Genomic DNA, 17,564 nt, shown 5'->3' with positions numbered 1-17,564 from the left:
TATCCTGGCAGTTTTTATGTTGTAATATATATATAAGGGTAAAATCTACTATTCTAAATAGAGGACTATTGATGTTACTGTGAGAATATTAACAGTTAACAATATTTGTAGCTGTTACAATGTCAATAATCAAAACTTCTATAATTGGAGTTGACACAGATGGTAAAAGGCATAATTAAGGACAAATTAAATAGACCGCTCCGCGACTTGCGTATTTCGGTTATAGATCGCTGTAATTTCCGCTGTCAGTATTGCATGCCTGCCGAGATTTTCGGGCCTGACTTTGCATTTTTGCCTAAGAGTGAATTGCTGTCATATGAAGAAATTGAAAGAGTAGCAAAATTGTTCATTGAACTGGGTGTTGAGAAAATCAGGCTCACAGGCGGCGAGCCTCTGATGCGGAAAGACTTGCCGATCCTTGTCAAGAAGCTCAATCAGATTGAGGGACTTCAGGATATCGCTCTGACAACGAATGGCGTCATGCTGCCTAAGTACGCTGAAGAACTTTTTGCAGCAGGCTTGAAGCGCGTGAATATCAGCCTGGATAGTTTAAAGGATGAACTGTTCGGCGAAATCAATGGCCGAAATGTTGGAGTAGGGCCGGTACTTAAAGGTATCGAAGCGGCTAAAAAGGCTGGGTTGGGCGTTAAGATCAACATGGTCGTCAAGAAAGGCCTGAATGATTCTGAGATTCTTCCGATGGCAGAATTCTGTAAGAAGGAAGGCTTGGAGCTCCGTTATATCGAATACATGGATGTCGGAAGCACAAACGGCTGGAAAATGGATGACGTCATTACCAAAAAGCAGATCCATGGAATGCTCAGTCAGCACCACGAACTTGAACCAGTTGATCCTGATTATTATGGTGAGGTCGCTAAAAAGTACCGTTACACAGGTACGGATATCAATGTGGGCTTCATCTCTTCGGTTTCTGAGTCCTTCTGCTCCAGCTGTACAAGATCTCGGTTATCGGCGAATGGCCAGGTGTTCACGTGCCTCTTCAATGGCAATGGCCATGATATCCGTGACTTCATGCGTGCTGGTGCTAGTGATGAGGAACTTCGCGAACGAATCACGGATATCTGGAACCATCGAACGGACCGTTATTCGGATGAACGCACAGCCGAAACAGTCGCAAAGAGAAAGAAAATCGAAATGTCCTATATCGGCGGCTAAAGACTCCTTCGGGGGTCTTTTTCTGTTTCTCTAGCTTTTTATCATGGCTGGATCATCAGCTGCCCCTGTATTTTGGGTATACTATGTTTCCAACCAAAAGGTTTATGGGTATACATGAACTACGATAAAATTAGTTGGAGATGCCGGATGCTAAAAAGAAGAATTGAATTTATATTTGTATTTATTTTAATGGCGTGTCTTTATATTATCTTTTTCACTGGCTACGGCCAGGCAATTAAAATTGCGGCAATCGCAGTTTACTCCCTGATCCTGTTTGTCAGCATCTATTCATTGATGCTGGAGAACCGTTCGGCACAGCACACACTGATGTGGATGTACGTCATGCTTTTATTCCCTGTTGCCGGGTATTTCTTTTACTTATTCTCAGGGCAGCTGTATTTAAAAGGGTATCTGTATAAAAGCAAGCGGACCAGGGATCGCGACCAATGGGAAAAGCTGATGAGGAATGAAGAGGCGAGGGATCTCTCCTTCTTGAACGAAAATCAGCTTTGCTTTGCCAAGTATGCAAAGAATTCGGCATTAAGTCCGATTACGACCGCTTCTAAAGCAAAAATCCTCAAGAATGGCGATGAGACTTTTTCGGAATTGAAAAAGAAATTGCGGGAAGCGGAAAAATTCATCCATATGGAATACTATATTTTCAGGTCTGACCGGCTTGGTAGGGAAATCATCGACATCCTGAAAGAAAAAGCAAGGCATGGTGTTGAGGTTTTATTCATGTTCGATGCTGCCGGCAGCATGAAGATTGCCGCGACTGACCTAAAGGAAATGCAGGATGCAGGCGTCAAGGCAGCGCCGTTTTCACCGCTTAAATACGGGTTCTTCAATCAAAAATTCAATTTCCGGAACCACCGGAAAATTGTCATCATTGATGGGGAAATCGGATTTGTCGGCGGATTGAATGTGGGTGTGGAATATCTCGGCGAAGATGAAAAGATGGGTTTCTGGCGCGATACCCATATGATGCTTACAGGAGAAGCTGTCTATACTCTTCACAATGTCTTCCTGCTGGATTGGGAATATGTCAGCGGTGAAAGGGTCCTTGAGAACCATGTGGCCGAGAAAAAGCTGCATGAAAGCGATGAACTGGATGGGGCGATCCAGGTAGTGCCAAGCGGGCCGGACATGCAGCAGGGGATCATGAGTGATTTTTACTATACAATGATGTCCTGTGCAACGAAGTCAATCTGGATTGCCACTCCTTATTTCGTTCCTGACGAAGCGATCCGGACGGCATTGAGGGTTGCCGCGGCCAAAGGAATAGAAGTAAAGATCATGGTGCCGGAAATAAATGATAGTTATCTGACCCAATACGCGAGCCGTTCCTATTTTTCGGAACTTCTGCGGAATGGAGCGGAAATTTACTCTTATAAAAAAGGGTTTTTGCACCAGAAGGTCATCATTGTCGACGGGAATATTGCATCAATCGGAACGGCTAATATGGACATGAGAAGCTTCCATCTGAACTTTGAGGTGAATGTCTTCCTGCTTGGTACAAGTTCCATAAGGGATCTCGTGGCGCATTATGAAGCGGACATTGAGGATTCAGAGAAAATCAGCGCAGTCCAATACCATAAACGAGGACTTTGGGAAAGAACGAAAGAATCTTTTGCCCGTCTGTTTTCAGGTGCACTATAGGCGAATCAGAAAAATGGCCCCATCGTGATGATGGGGCCATTTTTTTGTACTTTTTCCTAGGCAATGAACCTCGGGAATAGAATATTATTCTCAAGATGTACATGCATGAATGTGTGTGATTCCAATGCTTCAAGTCGCTTGTAGACTAAACGGTATGTTCCGCATGCATCGATTGGCGGATTGAAATCTTCCGTGATTTCGCGCAATTGTTTCAGGATTGAGCCTGCGTGATCATGTTCTTTTTCCAATTCCTTGATTTCGGAAATGATTCCAGCACGCTTTTCATCGTCAGCACTCTCAAGTTCCAAAAGCAGCGGGAATACTGTGGCTTCTTCTTTTGCGGTATGCTCCAAAAGCTCCGTCTTTAAAGCATAAAAGAGTTCATATACCTTCCCTAATTCCTGGTGGCGTTCACCATGGACCTTCGCTACTTTGGTTACATATGGGCTTAGCATTTTCAGTTCTTCCTCAAGCTCACGGTGGTATTTATTCTTGATATGCTCGATCAATTCTTCTGAGTCTGTTTCGGTCCATACCTCCATGTTTTCGGCTGTGCCATTATGCTTTCTGTATAGCTCCTCAAGCTGGATCATCAACTCAGGAACATCAAGGTTCTGTTCCATCGCTGCTTCTGATAGCGGACGGTTGCCGCCACAGCAAAAGTCGAGTCTGTTTTTCTTGAATAAATCACTGGATTGAGGAAATATATTGACAATATCTTTAACTAGTGAATGTTGATCAAAAGGCATGTTCATTTTTAAGAACCTCCATTATAAAATTTATACTGTTTACATACTCAGCATAAAGGAAATGTAGTTACTACTTGGTGATGTGTATCACACTTCACAAAAAATCTACATATTTTTAATAGTTTTTATGAGAGAATACTGTGAGGTTTGTTATGTATTCAATTTTACATTACTCTTATAATGAAAAGGGTAATCAAACAAGTTAAGCCTGCAATAGGAGCTGATTATATGTTAGAAAAAAGGAACCCTATCCCGATCGGAGAGGCAGTCAAGAAAGTAATGGAGCACAAGAAGAATGGCTCCACTGAATATGTTTCAATAAATGAAAGTTTCGGACGCTATTTATCAGAGGACCTGAAAGCGACCAGCGATGTTCCGCATTTTGACAGGGCGCCTTACGATGGCTATGCAATCAGGTCAGTCGATTCAGCGGATGCTTCACAAAACCAGTCCGTGGAATTTGAAGTTGTGGACCATATTGGGGCAGGGATGCTTACGGATAAGGAACTGGGTCCTTTCCAGGCTGTCAGGATCATGACTGGTGCCCAGATGCCAGTCGGCGGCGATGCCGTGGTCATGCTTGAGCTTGCAAAGGAAATCGAGCGTGATGGTAAGAAGTATATGGAGACGAAACGCAAGCATAACAAAGGAGACAATGTTTCCTATCGCGGCGAGGATGCAAAGGAAGGGGAGGTGCTTGTACAAAAAGGCACGTTCATCAATCCTGGAATCCAGGCGATGCTGGCGACTTTTGGCTATGCCCAGGTCCCTGTTGCGAAAAAACCGGTGATCGGTCTTTATGCCACCGGAACTGAGCTGCTTGATGTCCATGAGCCGCTTGAACCGGGAAAAATCCGCAACAGCAATTCCTATATGATCTCTGCGCAAATCCTTCGGGCGGGAGCTGAAGTTAAATATTTCGGTCAGCTGCCTGATGACTTTGACACTTGTTTTGATGCTGTGAGCAAAGCGGTGGAGGAAGTGGACCTGTTCATTACGACAGGAGGAGTTTCGGTAGGGGATTACGATTATTTGCCGGAAATTTATGCAAAGCTTGGAGCGGAAGTATTGTTCAATAAAGTTGCGATGCGTCCGGGAAGCGTGACGACTGTGGCCCAGCTTGATGGCAAGCTGCTGTTTGGCCTTTCTGGAAATCCATCTGCCTGCTACGTGGGATTCGAATTGTTCGCACGGCCGATCATCAGGACGATGCTGTTCACCGATAAACCACACCTCAGGAAAGAAATGGCGATTCTGGATGCGAATTTCCCTAAAGCAAATCCATTCACAAGATTTGTCAGGAGTGCCCTGACAATCGAAAACGGGAAGCTGGCAGTAACACCGAGTGGTCTGGATAAGTCGAATATCATCATGAGCTTGGCGGGCGCTAATTCACTCATGATTCTCCCGGGCGGGACAAGAGGTTTCGAAGAAGGAACTGAGGTTGAGGTCCTGATGCTCGAGGATCATGTTGGCAGTGACTGGCCTTGGTAAAACCAGTTCTATTCCAGGTGGCGGGATACCAGAACAGCGGGAAGACGACACTCAGCCTCAGTTTGATTCAGCAACTATCTGGAGCAGGCCTTAAGGTTGCAACGGTCAAGCATCATGGACATGGAGGAAAGCCGGATATTGTCGAGGAAAAGGATTCCGGCCGGCATATGAGCGCTGGCGCCGCCGTCTCCCTTGTGGAGGGGGGAGGCAGGCTCGTTCTTCATGCCGAAAACGGAAAATGGTCGCTGGCTGAAGAAATAGAGCTTTTATCCTGCTTCAAGACAGATGTCATCCTGATAGAAGGTTACAAAAGAGAGGGCTATCCCAAAGCAGTCATCCTGAGGGACGAAGAAGATTTAGAGTTATTGGACGTTCTTGACAATATCAAGCTAGTCTTTTATCGTGACCAGAAACTGGCAGATCTGGCGAAAGAACTTTCCTATCCTGTTTTTCAAATCGACGATGACAGAGGAGTTAATTGGGTTCTTGATTATATCTTCAAGCAAGTTTAGGTGGAAAGTAATTCTTTCCGCCTGTTTTTATGTCAAATTTGTTAGGATGGGCGACTTTTATCACTGTCACTTCACACTTGCGCAGTTAGAATGTTAATGAGGTTCGAAGTTTGTGTAATTTGTGTGAGGTGAGAGCGGTGGAAATGCATCAGATGTTTTTATGGATTGTCTACCCTTATACGGTAGTTGCTATAGTTGGAATGGGCATAGTCTGGCGTTATGATGCGTCAAGGGGTGAGGAGTCACGCTCAACAGCAGGAAAGTTCCTTCTGTTGGTGGTAAAAGTCATGATGGCCGCGAGTACAGCGACCGGTCTTGCGATCGTGCTTTCGAGCAGCATGGCAGATGAACTAGTCCTTCTGTTGAGATGGCTGATCAGTCTTGCACAGCTGGAGCCAGATATAAGCTTGATCCTGGAAATTTCCGTTCTTTCAAAGATCCATTTTGTCGTTGTGTTCTTATTCCTGTTAAGTCTGGCATTTACAAAGGAAATTTACTACCTTTTTAAGCCACATCAATATTTGAAGAAAATCTATCTGAAGCTTCAATATGAAAAAAGAGGATGAACTCTTGAGCTGCACGCCATTGGTTTTCAAATTCACCTGATGGCATGCAGCTTATTTAATTTCTGGCTTCCTTTTTGACAGTTCGGTGTCAGTTGAATACAGAGCCTCCAAAATGTGATGTGTTTCACTTATGGAATCTTCCGGCTGTTTTATAGTTAAGGCAGGAACCAAAAGGGAGTGTTCATTCATGAATTTATTTATGCCAAAACAGCATGGAGCCTGGGCGATGTTGATTATCCCTTTCTGGCTTGGAACAGCGGCAAGTGAGATCGTCTGGCAGCATATCCCGTTCTTCATTGGGTGGCTATTACTATATTTGGGAACATATCCGCTTCTGTTGATGTTCAAGAAAAAGAAAATCCCGTTTTATCGTAAATGGGCGCTGATCTATATAGTCCCATCATTAGTGTTTTTAATGGTCCCGTTATTCACGACTCCATCGATCATGTTCTTCGGATTTGCGATGATTCCATTCTTCATCCTTAATGCCTATTTCTCGGCTAAAAATAAAGACAGGGCACTGATGAATGATCTTAGTGCAACCATTGTTTTTTCCATCGCTGGTCTTGCTAGCAGTTATCTGCCTGGTGCAGAAATCAATCAGCAGAGTGTTCTCGTTTTTGCATCATGTATTCTATTTTTCACAGGAAGCACATTCTATGTGAAAACGATGATTCGCGAAAAGAAGAACCATCAATTCAAATGGATTTCCTGGACCTATCATTTGCTGGTCCCGGTTTTGTGGCTGGCAGCCGGAGAAGCGATTGTCGCCGTTGCGGCAGTGCCAAGCCTGATCAGAGCCGTCGGATTTTACGGCAGGCCGCTTAGTGTCATGCAGGTGGGAATCTATGAAATCGTGAACGCAGCATTGTTTTTCATCATCATGCTTTTCGCCATCCTGTAAATGAAAGGAAAGCCGCCAGGATCCTGGCGGCTTTCTTTAGGTGATATAGAATTTAAATTCGATTGTAATAAAAAAGCTCGAGCACTTGTCGGCTTACTAAAGCACTGGTGCTTTTTCTTATTCGATATTGCATATTTCAATCGGGCAGTTTTCGCAGTCGATTTCACGTTTCAGGCGATGTAGCGCATGTATGGTTATATACCCTTTGTCGATGGTGATAATTTCCTGTTTCCTGAGCTCGCTCAATAATCGGTTCACGACTTCTCGTGATGTGCCGCAGAAGTTTGCAAGTTCCTGATTTGTCAAAGAAACATCGATTTTCAGCCCGTCCTCGGTCTTCACACCAAAGCTGTTCACTAGTCGGATCAGTGTTGAGTATAATGCACCTTTTTTTCCATGCAGAACCAGATCCCTGAACCTTGTTTGCGATTTGCGATGCTGGAGAGAGAGCCACTTCACGAGTTCCAGCGCCAATGCGCTATCCTTTGAGATTTCATCCTCGAGCTGGTCCTTCTTAATGACCGCAACACTTCCGCTTTCAGAAGCCCTGGCATTCAGTATATGCTGCGAGGCAGGACTGAACAATGTCAACTCGCCAACCAGTTCACCGGCAGAGCACATTCTGATTGTCAGCTCGCGCCCGTCGGGAATCATTTTGCTGATCTGGAATTTACCGCTCTGGATGATGTACAACTCATTCGCAGAATTTCCCTCTTCAAAAAGGAAGCTTCCTTTATCGATATTTTTAATTTTATGGACTTTTTCAAACAGCCTATTCATATTTGGTGACAAGGTTGCAGCCGTCAACATGTGAATACCACCTTTTAAAGGGGAGTTTATACACCCGTCCGTATCTGATACTAATATTATTATATTGTAAATCATACAAAATCATCAATCCAATTGTGAAATGTTCACATATTGTTAATAATTTAGTTGCCTTTTTAGAGTCAAGTTTTTATAATAAGAAGAACTCAACTAATATTTATAAATAAATATGTTTATTTATGCATATTCTGAAAGGAGGAAAAACGTGAAGGCAGCGATTATCGGAACGACAGGTTATGGGGGAGGCGAACTGATCCGCATTCTTAACAATCATCCATCTTTCACCATCCATTCAGTACATACAACACGGGATGAGAAACCAGTATCTGCAGAATACCCCCATTTGACAGGCATTTTTGACAAAGTCCTCACAAGCATTGATCCTGATAAAATCGTCGAGGAAGCAGACATCGTCTTCCTGGCAACACCATCTAAGGTTTCTGGAGAACTTGTCGAAAGATTTATTAATCAAGATATAAAAGTAATCGACCTGTCCGGTGACTTGAGATTAAAGGATTCCGAAACTTATAGAAAATGGTATAAGTATGAAGCAGTCTCCAACTCCATCCTGGGTGAAGCAGTCTATGGCCTTAGCGAATGGAACAGGGAGCAGATTGCCAATGCGGACATTCTGGCTAATCCAGGTTGCTATCCAACTGCGGCGCTTCTCGGGCTGGCCCCGGTACTGGCGGAAAAAGTAATTGATCCAAAAAGCATTATCATTGATGCGAAATCTGGCATATCTGGTGCAGGCAGGTCGCCATCGTTAGGCACTTTGTATGCTGAGTTGAATGAAAATTTCAAAATTTACAAAGTCAACGAACATCAGCATATCCCGGAAATTGAACAACAGTTAAGTCTTTGGAATGGGAATGAGGTGAAAATAACCTTCAGCACACATCTAATTCCTGTTACGAGAGGGATTATGACGACCATGTATGTGAACCTTAAGGAAGAATGGGATACTTTGAGATTGCTGGATTTATATGAGGAAACATATTCTCGGCACCCTTTTGTAAGAGTCAGGAAGGAAGGAATCTTTCCGGCCGTGAAAGAAGTGAAAGGTTCGAATTACTGTGATATCGGCTTGCATGCGGACATCAGGACTGGAAGGCTGACGATCGTTTCGGTCATCGATAATTTAATGAAAGGCGCTGCAGGGCAGGCGGTCCAAAACGCTAATATCATGTTTGGATTGGAAGAGACGGCGGGCCTTGAAATGATGCCCCTGTATCCATAAAGGAGGATTATATGTACCAGGCATTGACAGACCAGAAGTTGATCAAAGAGATTCCTGACGGGGGGATCTTGACTCCAAAGGGGTTCAAGTGCGGCGGAATTCATGCGGGATTACGTTATAACAAGCTTGATTTAGGAATGATTGTAAGCGAGGCAGCGGCAAACTGTGCAGCAGTATACACGACAAGCCATTTCCAGGCTGCTCCGCTCGTCGTTACGCAGGAGAGCATCTCAAGCGACGGAGTTCTTCAGGCAGTCGTCGTCAACAGTGCATGTGCGAATGCCTGCACGGGCGAACAGGGCTATAAGGATGCACTGAGGATGCGGGCGCTGGCAGCGGAAAAATTAGGGATTCCTGAAACTCATGTCGCTGTTGCTTCCACAGGAGTCATCGGTGAGTTCATGCAAATGGAAAAAATTGAAGCGGGAATCGCAAAACTTGCTGTCGGGAACGATTCCGAACATGCAAAGGACTTTCAGACAGCGATTCTGACTACCGACCTTGTCATGAAACACGCCTGTTACTCTGCTGATATCGATGGATTGACAGTGTCGGTTGGAGGAGCAGCAAAGGGCTCCGGCATGATTCATCCGAATATGGCCACGATGCTCGGGTTTTTAACGACAGATGCGAATATATCAAGTGCAGATCTGACTTATGCACTACAAGAAGTAACCAATACAACCTTCAACCAGATTACGGTTGATGGCGATACATCGACAAACGATATGGTCCTTGTCATGGCAAATGGAGCTGCGGGGAATGAGCCTTTGAACCGTGATCATCCCGAATGGCTGATTTTTGTTGAGCTGCTAAAAGAAAGCTGTGCCAGCCTGGCTAAACAAATCGCGAGGGATGGGGAAGGGGCCACTAAACTGATTGAAATATCCGTAAGCGGCGCAATGTCAGATGAAGAGGCACGGATGATTGGCAAGCAAATAGCCGGCTCAAACCTCGTCAAGACCGCGGTTTACGGAGCGGATGCCAACTGGGGGAGGATCATTGGGGCAATCGGCCAAAGCCAGGCAACGGTAAATCCAAAAACTGTGGACATTTCACTTGGCGATCTCATCATGCTGAAGGAGGGTACACCGATTGCTTTCGATGAAGAAATCGCAAGGGAGTACCTGATGAACGACAAGGTGGAAATTTTCGTGGATCTCCATCTTGGTGAAGGCAAGGGGATGGCCTGGGGCTGTGACCTTTCATATGATTATGTGAAAATAAATGCAAGCTATCGGACATAAAGGGGCGGATTCTTTGGAAACTGTAGTCATGAAATGCGGCGGAAGTGTGCTGGATGAACTTGATGATCAATTCTTTACGAGTCTTAAAGATTTGATGACGGACGGTTATTATCCGGTCATCGTCCATGGTGGCGGGCCAGCGATCAATTCGATGCTTGATTTATATAAGATTGCTGCGGACTTTAAGGATGGTCTTAGGGTGACGTGCGAGAAGACGATGAAAATCGTTGAAATGGTCCTGTCAGGCCAGACCAACAGGCATCTGTGTGGCCTATTGATGAAGCAGGGATTCAAGGTTCTTGGAATTAATGGAAGCGATGGTTCCTGCCTGCAGGCCGAATATATTGATAAACAAGGACTGGGGTATGTAGGGAATATCAATAACGTTAATATTGACCTGATCATGATGGCAATCGAGTCAGGTTATATACCGGTCATCACTCCGATCGGTATCGCAGAGGATGGCTGCAAGCTGAATATCAATGGTGATTATGCTGCCGCATCCGTGGCAAAAGCCCTGAAGGCAGAACGGTGTGCTTTTGTGACCAATGTCGATGGCATCCTGATCAATGGTGAGCTGGTTTCTGAAATAACTGATCATGAGATAGAAAGCTATATTTCTGATGGAAGCATATATGGCGGGATGATACCAAAGGTGAATTCAGCATTAACCGCCACAGCTGCGGGTGTAGAGAAAGTGATGATCATTTCTGGCAAAAAGCCATTCTATAAAAATAACTGCTGGCATGGAACAGCGATTGCCGCAAAGGAAGGAGTGTTAAAATGAGTCACTTATTCCCGACTTACCAGAGATGGGAGATTGAGCCTGCGAAAGCAAGCGGGTCGGTCATATATGGAAAAGATGGACTTGAATATCTTGATTTTACTTCTGGAATTGGTGTTTGCAACCTGGGTCATCGTCCTGAAGCTGTGGAACAGGCTGTCAAAGAACAGCTGGAATTATTCTGGCATGTATCGAATCTTTTCCCGCAAAGCATCCAGGAAGAAGCGGCAGAAAAACTTGCGAAAGCATCCGGTTTGGATTGCGTGTTTTTTGCCAACAGCGGTGCAGAGGCAAATGAAGCAGCAATAAAACTGGCTAAAAAAGCCACCGGGAGGAAAAAGATCATTACGTTCCTTCAATCCTTCCATGGTCGGACGTTTGCTGGCATGGCAGCGACAGGTCAGGAAAAAATCAAGCATGGCTTCGGGAGAATGCTCGAAACATTTGTTCACCTGCCATTCAATGACCTGGAAGCTCTCAAAAATGAAATAGATTCCGATACAGCAGCCGTCATGATTGAAATTGTCCAGGGTGAAGGCGGGATCCACGTCGTGAATGAAGAATTTATCAAAGAGGCGGGCAACATCTGCAAAGAGAATGGTGTGCTTCTCATTGTCGATGAAATCCAGACGGGAATCGGGCGTACAGGTAAGCCCTTTGCCTTTCAGCATTTTGGAATTTCACCCGATATCATAACGGTTGCAAAAGGGCTTGGAAATGGATTGCCGATTGGTGCAGCCGTCGGTAAAGCGGAACTCAGAGAACATTTTGGCCCGGGAAGCCATGGTTCAACATTCGGAGGGAACCCGATCAGTACCGCGGCTGCTTCTGCTGTGATGGATATTATCTTTGAGGATGAATTCCTTAAAGGAGTATCTGCCAAGGGTGACACATTATTTCAACTGCTTGATAAGGAACTTGGCGGCTTGGAAGTGGTAACTGAAATCAGGGGCATCGGATTGATGGCCGGTATTGAATTATCTGCTGCAGTCCAGCCATTTCTTTCAGAGCTTAGGAAATCAGGATTGATCGCTTTGCCTGCGGGTGAAAAGGTGATCAGGCTTCTTCCGCCGCTGAATGTTCGTACTGAGGATTTGCAAAAAGCAGTAAATATAATAAAAGAAATCCTGATAAAACAAACTGTGACAGCTTAAAAGCTGTATATTTTTTAAAATAAAATGAATAAAAATTAGCTAATATAAATAATTATTCAACTGGAGAGGTGACGAATGAAAGGATATTTGCATCTGGCTGACGGCAAGAAATTTCAGGGAGCCCTGCATGGATCGCTTCCTGAAGCAGGAATCGCCGGTGAAATCGTATTTTTTACAGGAATGACAGGTTATCAGGAGGTGCTGACAGATCCTTCCTATAAAAATCAAATCATCGTGTTCACTTACCCGCTGATTGGCAACTATGGCATCAATGCTGAGGATTTTGAAAGCAAGAAGCCTCATGTTGCAGCGGTGATCGTCTGTGAAGCTGCCAAAGAAGCTTACCATTATGAAGCTCAGCATTCTTTTACCGAGTACCTTGAGAAATGGAATATTCCTGTCCTAGAACATATTGATACCCGGGAACTTGTAAAAAACATCCGTCAAAATGGCACAATGCCAGCGGTCCTGGCAGCAAGCGCTGAAAGTACCATATGCTGTGACACAATAGAAAGCCTGAAAGTAAAAGAGGTTTCAATCAAGTCACCGGTAACGATTGGAAGGGGCAATACCCACATTGTATTGGTCGATTATGGCTTCAAAAAGTCGATAGCTGATTATCTAGTTAAACAAAAATGCCTTGTTACAATCGTTCCCTATGATTATAGTGCGGAACAAATTTCGGCGCTGAAGCCTGATGGGGTGCTTTTATCAAATGGACCAGGAGATCCGAAAGAGTTGGTTGATCAGCTGCTGGAGATCAGGAAAGTGGCCGAATATTATCCGGTATTGGGAATTTGTCTCGGACATCAGCTGGCGGCCCTTGCTTTCGGAGGGGATACGAGGAAAATGCTGTTTGGGCATCGGGGTGCAAACCAGCCTGTGTTCGATGTGACAGGAAACCGAGTATTCATGTCATCACAAAACCACAGCTATGCGGTCGATCAAGGTAGTATCGAGCATACAGGTTTGAAAATACGTTTCCTGAATAAAAATGACCAGTCCATCGAGGGTCTTTATCATGAAAAACTGCCGCTGATGACCGTACAATTCCATCCTGAAGCGAGTCCGGGTCCTGAAGACAGCATCTTCATATTCGAAGAATTCATCAAAACAGTCAAATACAGAAAGCGGAGAGAAGTCAGCTATGCCTAAGGATACAAGTATTAAATCAATATTGGTCATTGGATCTGGCCCGATCATCATCGGCCAGGCAGCAGAATTTGATTATGCAGGAACACAGGCCTGCATCGCCCTGAAGGAGGAAGGCTACCGGGTCATCCTTGTCAACAATAACCCTGCCACGGTCATGACGGACCATGTATTTGCTGATGCAGTTTATTTTGAGCCAATGACAGTGGAAAGCGTAGAAAATATCATCAAAAAAGAAAAGCCTGATGGCATTCTCGGCACACTGGGCGGCCAGGCAGGATTAAATCTGGTTTTCAAGCTGAGTGAAGAAGGAATCCTCGAAAAATACCGTCTGAAAGTACTTGGCACTTCAGTGTCGAGCATCAAGCAGGGGGAGGACAGGGAAGCATTCCGCAGCCTGATGCACAAGCTGAATGAGCCAGTGCCGGAAAGCGAAATCGTACAAAAGGTGGAAGAAGCGGCTGCTTTTGCAGAAAGAATCGGTTTTCCGCTGATTGTCCGTCCAGCCTATACACTTGGCGGCACGGGGGGCGGAATTGCCGATAACATGGATGAATTACTGGCCCTTGTGTCGGGGGGATTGAATGAGAGCCCGATCAACCAATGTCTGGTGGAAAGAAGCATTGCCGGCTTCAAAGAAATTGAATATGAAATGATGCGTGATTCCGCGGGAACATGTATAGCGATTTGCAATATGGAAAATATCGATCCGGTCGGGATCCATACGGGTGACTCGATTGTCGTAGCACCTTCCCAAACGCTGACTGACCGGGAGTATCAAATGCTCAGGACATCAGCTGTGAAAATCATTTCTGCCTTGGGAATTGTCGGCGGCTGCAATATCCAGTTTGCCCTGGATCCCGAAAGCAAGAAATACTACTTGATTGAAGTGAATCCACGGGTCAGCCGATCGTCGGCGCTCGCATCCAAAGCGACAGGATACCCGATTGCCCGAATGGCTGCAAAGCTGGCTGTTGGATATAACCTCGCAGAGATCAAGAACCCGGTAACGGGCAATACATTTGCCAGCTATGAGCCGGCGCTCGATTATGTAGTCGTGAAAATCCCGAAATGGCCGTTCGAACAATTCCCGCAAATCGACCGGACCCTAGGGACGCAAATGAAGGCAACCGGGGAAGCGATGGCGATTGACAGAAGCTTTGAGCGTGCATTCATCAAAGCCGTCAGGTCCCTTAACATCAAAACCATGGACTTGAAGCTGCCTGCTATTGGGGATTATTCCGTTGAAGAGTTGTACACCCTTGCAGACAATCAGACAGACCAGCGGATATTTGCTTTGCTGGAACTGATGCGCAAAGGCGAAGGAATGATGTGTCTCCATGAAAAAACCAAAATTGATTTGTTCTTCCTGGCTAAATTCAATTCATTGATTGAAGTGGAGAAGAAGATTGAAAAATACAAGATCGAGACCATTTCTGCATCCGAGCTAAGAGCCTTAAAAGAAAGAGGTTTCAGCGATGCCTATCTGGCAGCAGTTTGGAATGTTGCAGAGAAAGCTGTCAGGGAACTGCGCAAGCAGCATAGTATTAGGCCTGCCTATAAGATGGTCGATACATGCGCTGCTGAATTTGAATCGGCTTCCAATTATTTTTACTCGAGCTATCTTGGAGAAAATGAGGCGATTGCCAAAAGTCGAAAGCGGAAGGTCCTCGTAATCGGAAGCGGCCCGATCAGCATCGGTCAGGGAATTGAGTTTGACTATTGCTCGGTTCACGGCGTCTTTGCCCTTAAGGAAGAAGGTATCGAAACGATCATGATCAATAACAATCCTGAAACAGTCAGCACAGATTTTGCGATTTCCGACAGGCTGTATTTCGAGCCATTAGGATTGGAAGATATCTTGAATGTGATTGAGCTTGAAGGAATTGATGAAGTCATCGTACAGCTCGGCGGGCAGACGGCTTTAAATCTTGCCAAAGGGCTTGAAGAAGAGGGAGTACAGCTGCTGGGAACAACCTCCGGGATAATTGATGTTTTTGAAGACAGAGATGAATTCTACAAACTGCTCGATAAATTGGACATTCCCCGGGTAAAAGGCGAGACAGCTGCTGACGAAGAAGAATTGAGGAATGCAGTCGAGCGTCTGGGATACCCAGTGCTAATCCGGCCATCGTATGTCATTGGCGGGCTGAATATGGTCGTAATTCATAACCACCAGGAGTTAAGCAATGTTCTGGAAGCAGGAAATATACAGTATCCGATACTGGTTGATCAGTATCTTGAAGCAAGTGAGGCAGAACTTGATCTCGCGGCGGATGGGGAGCATATTCTGATTCCGGCGATCATCGAGCATATTGAAAAGACAGGTGTCCATTCAGGGGACAGTTTTTGTATGATCCCGGCCCAAAGCTTCCCGCAGAAGACGAAACAACAAATGGAAGAATATGCCAAGAGAATCGTGAGCAGTTTAAAATATAAGGGCTTAATGAATATTCAGTTCATTGTGAAAGGTGATGACGTGTATTTACTTGAAGTCAACCCACGTTCAAGCAGGACGATGCCGATCGTTAGCAAGGTAGCCGGAGTGGATTTAGTGAAAAAAGCGACAAAAATATTGCTTGGGAAATACTTTTTGTCGAAAGACGAGATCAAACTTGATTCTGATGCACCTTTTGTTTGTGTTAAACATCCGGTCTTTTCGAATTTCGCGCTAAAAGGGCTTGATAGCAAAACCGGTCCGCAAATGATATCGACGGGAGAAGGGATCAGTGTAGGATCTTCTTTTCAAGAAGCCATCAATAAAAGTTTTCATTCGCTAAATGGAAAGAGTGTCCACGGGACGATTGCCATTGCTGATAAAAAGATTTTATCTCAATTGGAAAACGAGTTCCCTACTGTACAGTTTGGGGATATCGACAATGTAACTGATAATAACTTAATCGCTGCCTTGTATTGTCCTGGGACTTTGAAAGAGGATATCGCTCTAAGGGAGTGGGCTGTAAAGAACAGGAAGATCGTTTTGACCCAAAAGGAAACATTATATGCTCTGTTAAAAAGCCAATCCGTGCAATCCTGGAATGTAAAATCCCTTGGAGAATGGCTGACACAAAAAAACGAGGAAGTGATTGTAAAATGACAACATTGCAGCAGCTTGATATTAATTTAAAAGGCAAGGATTTATTAACTCTTGCTCATCTAGAAAAACATGCGATCCTGGCATTGCTGGAAAAGGCGATGATCCTTAAGGAGAAGACCCTTAATAAGCAGTTTGATCAGCCGCTAAAAGGGAAGATCTTAGGAATGATTTTTGATAAATCATCGACTCGAACCAGGGTTTCATTCGAGGTCGGCATGATCCAGCTTGGAGGCAGTGCCTTATATCTAAATGGCAATGATCTTCAGCTGGGGAGAGGCGAATCGCTAAGCGATACAGCCCAGGTTCTTTCACAATACCTGGATGGCATCATGATCAGGACTTTTTCGCATAAATCCGTAGAGGAGCTGGCACAGCATGCCGATATACCTGTCATTAACGGATTGACCGATTTATATCACCCGTGCCAGGCTCTGGCCGATCTGATGACGATATACGAAAAGAAGGGAAAGCTGGAAGGACTGAAGCTTGCATATATCGGTGATGGCAACAATGTCGCCCATTCTCTGATGATTGCCTGCACAAAAGTAGGGATCAACATATCGCTTGGATGTCCAAACGGGTATTACCCAGATCGCAACATTACATCGCTTTGTGAAAGCTTTGCAGCAAAGAGTGGTGCAAAACTCGTCATTACGGAATCGCCAACAGAAGCTGTGGCAGAAGCAGATGTCATCTATACAGATGTCTGGACCAGCATGGGACAGGAAGCCGAAAATGAACAAAGATTGAAGGATTTTCAAGATTTCCAGGTGAATGCTGAATTGATGGCAGCAGCAAAAGAAGATTACCTTTTCATGCACTGCCTGCCGGCGCATCGAGGGGAAGAAGTAGCTGCAGATGTGATTGACGGACAGCACTCAGTTGTCATTGAGCAGGCAGGAAATCGACTTCACGCCCAAAAAGCGCTGCTGGTGGAAATCTTGAAAGACTAGAGGATACAAATAAAACCGGCTAAATAGCCGGTTTTTACTTTTTATATGT

15 protein-coding genes are annotated in these 17,564 nt (G+C 44.9%); 13 read left to right on the top strand and 2 right to left on the bottom strand.

The features are described from left to right. The first annotated feature begins 159 nt into the window (after nucleotides 1–159). Entirely contained in the window at nucleotides 160–1,176 is a 1,017-nt protein-coding gene (moaA, locus tag ACNAZ4_RS03350; protein ID WP_415812756.1) for a GTP 3',8-cyclase MoaA, read from the top strand. A 147-nt stretch (nucleotides 1,177–1,323) separates the two neighbouring features. Beyond that, nucleotides 1,324–2,835, top strand: a complete 1,512-nt coding sequence (cls, locus tag ACNAZ4_RS03345; protein WP_415812755.1) for a cardiolipin synthase — start codon at nucleotides 1,324–1,326, stop codon at nucleotides 2,833–2,835. Nucleotides 2,836–2,891: 56 nt separating this feature from the next. Here the strand turns inward: cls and ric are convergent, their stop codons facing one another. After that, nucleotides 2,892–3,590 carry an iron-sulfur cluster repair di-iron protein gene (gene ric, locus ACNAZ4_RS03340; RefSeq protein ID WP_415812754.1) on the bottom strand — a complete coding sequence of 233 codons (699 nt, stop codon included), beginning with the start codon at nucleotides 3,588–3,590 and terminating at the stop codon, nucleotides 2,892–2,894. A 222-nt stretch (nucleotides 3,591–3,812) separates the two neighbouring features. Here ric and ACNAZ4_RS03335 point away from each other — a divergent pair, with 222 nt between their 5' ends. From ACNAZ4_RS03335 to ACNAZ4_RS03320, 4 genes are all read left to right on the top strand, one after another. Then, nucleotides 3,813–5,078 (top strand): molybdopterin molybdotransferase MoeA, encoded by a 1,266-nt coding sequence (locus ACNAZ4_RS03335; protein WP_415812753.1) that lies wholly within the window; start codon nucleotides 3,813–3,815, stop codon nucleotides 5,076–5,078. Beyond that, entirely contained in the window at nucleotides 5,072–5,590 is a 519-nt protein-coding gene (mobB, locus tag ACNAZ4_RS03330) for a molybdopterin-guanine dinucleotide biosynthesis protein B (protein WP_415812752.1), read from the top strand. The genes ACNAZ4_RS03335 and mobB overlap by 7 nt, the downstream gene beginning before the upstream one ends. A gap of 143 nt (nucleotides 5,591–5,733) precedes the next feature. Continuing rightward, a complete protein-coding gene (locus ACNAZ4_RS03325) occupies nucleotides 5,734–6,156 on the top strand; it encodes a respiratory nitrate reductase subunit gamma (RefSeq protein WP_415813003.1) in 423 nt (140 codons plus the stop codon). A gap of 187 nt (nucleotides 6,157–6,343) precedes the next feature. Next, nucleotides 6,344–7,060, top strand: a complete 717-nt coding sequence (locus ACNAZ4_RS03320; RefSeq protein WP_415812751.1) for a YwiC-like family protein — start codon at nucleotides 6,344–6,346, stop codon at nucleotides 7,058–7,060. A gap of 117 nt (nucleotides 7,061–7,177) precedes the next feature. On the opposite strand, the gene ACNAZ4_RS03315 is transcribed toward ACNAZ4_RS03320, so the two are convergent. Further along, on the bottom strand, nucleotides 7,178–7,870 hold the full coding sequence (locus ACNAZ4_RS03315) for a Crp/Fnr family transcriptional regulator (RefSeq protein WP_415812750.1): 693 nt from the start codon (nucleotides 7,868–7,870) through the stop codon (nucleotides 7,178–7,180). A gap of 223 nt (nucleotides 7,871–8,093) precedes the next feature. Here ACNAZ4_RS03315 and argC point away from each other — a divergent pair, with 223 nt between their 5' ends. From argC to argF, 7 genes are all read left to right on the top strand, one after another. Further along, nucleotides 8,094–9,128, top strand: a complete 1,035-nt coding sequence (gene argC, locus ACNAZ4_RS03310) for an N-acetyl-gamma-glutamyl-phosphate reductase (protein WP_415812749.1) — start codon at nucleotides 8,094–8,096, stop codon at nucleotides 9,126–9,128. Nucleotides 9,129–9,139: 11 nt separating this feature from the next. Further along, nucleotides 9,140–10,375, top strand: a complete 1,236-nt coding sequence (gene argJ, locus ACNAZ4_RS03305; protein ID WP_415812748.1) for a bifunctional ornithine acetyltransferase/N-acetylglutamate synthase — start codon at nucleotides 9,140–9,142, stop codon at nucleotides 10,373–10,375. Between the two features lie 13 nt (nucleotides 10,376–10,388). After that, on the top strand, nucleotides 10,389–11,162 hold the full coding sequence (argB, locus tag ACNAZ4_RS03300; RefSeq protein WP_415812747.1) for an acetylglutamate kinase: 774 nt from the start codon (nucleotides 10,389–10,391) through the stop codon (nucleotides 11,160–11,162). Next, on the top strand, nucleotides 11,159–12,313 hold the full coding sequence (locus ACNAZ4_RS03295; RefSeq protein ID WP_415812746.1) for an acetylornithine transaminase: 1,155 nt from the start codon (nucleotides 11,159–11,161) through the stop codon (nucleotides 12,311–12,313). The genes argB and ACNAZ4_RS03295 overlap by 4 nt, the downstream gene beginning before the upstream one ends. A gap of 75 nt (nucleotides 12,314–12,388) precedes the next feature. Next, nucleotides 12,389–13,468, top strand: a complete 1,080-nt coding sequence (locus tag ACNAZ4_RS03290) for a carbamoyl phosphate synthase small subunit (RefSeq protein ID WP_415812745.1) — start codon at nucleotides 12,389–12,391, stop codon at nucleotides 13,466–13,468. Next, complete coding sequence (locus tag ACNAZ4_RS03285; RefSeq protein ID WP_415812744.1) at nucleotides 13,461–16,562, top strand: carbamoyl phosphate synthase large subunit; 3,102 nt, start codon at nucleotides 13,461–13,463, stop codon at nucleotides 16,560–16,562. Before ACNAZ4_RS03290 ends, ACNAZ4_RS03285 begins: the two co-directional genes overlap by 8 nt. After that, a complete protein-coding gene (argF, locus tag ACNAZ4_RS03280; protein WP_415812743.1) occupies nucleotides 16,559–17,515 on the top strand; it encodes an ornithine carbamoyltransferase in 957 nt (318 codons plus the stop codon). The genes ACNAZ4_RS03285 and argF overlap by 4 nt, the downstream gene beginning before the upstream one ends. Nucleotides 17,516–17,564 lie beyond the last annotated feature (49 nt).

The organism is Mesobacillus thioparans, from assembly GCF_965138835.1.
GTDB lineage: Bacteria > Bacillota > Bacilli > Bacillales > Cytobacillaceae > Mesobacillus > Mesobacillus thioparans.
This window is presented reverse-complemented; position numbering and strand designations above follow the sequence as displayed.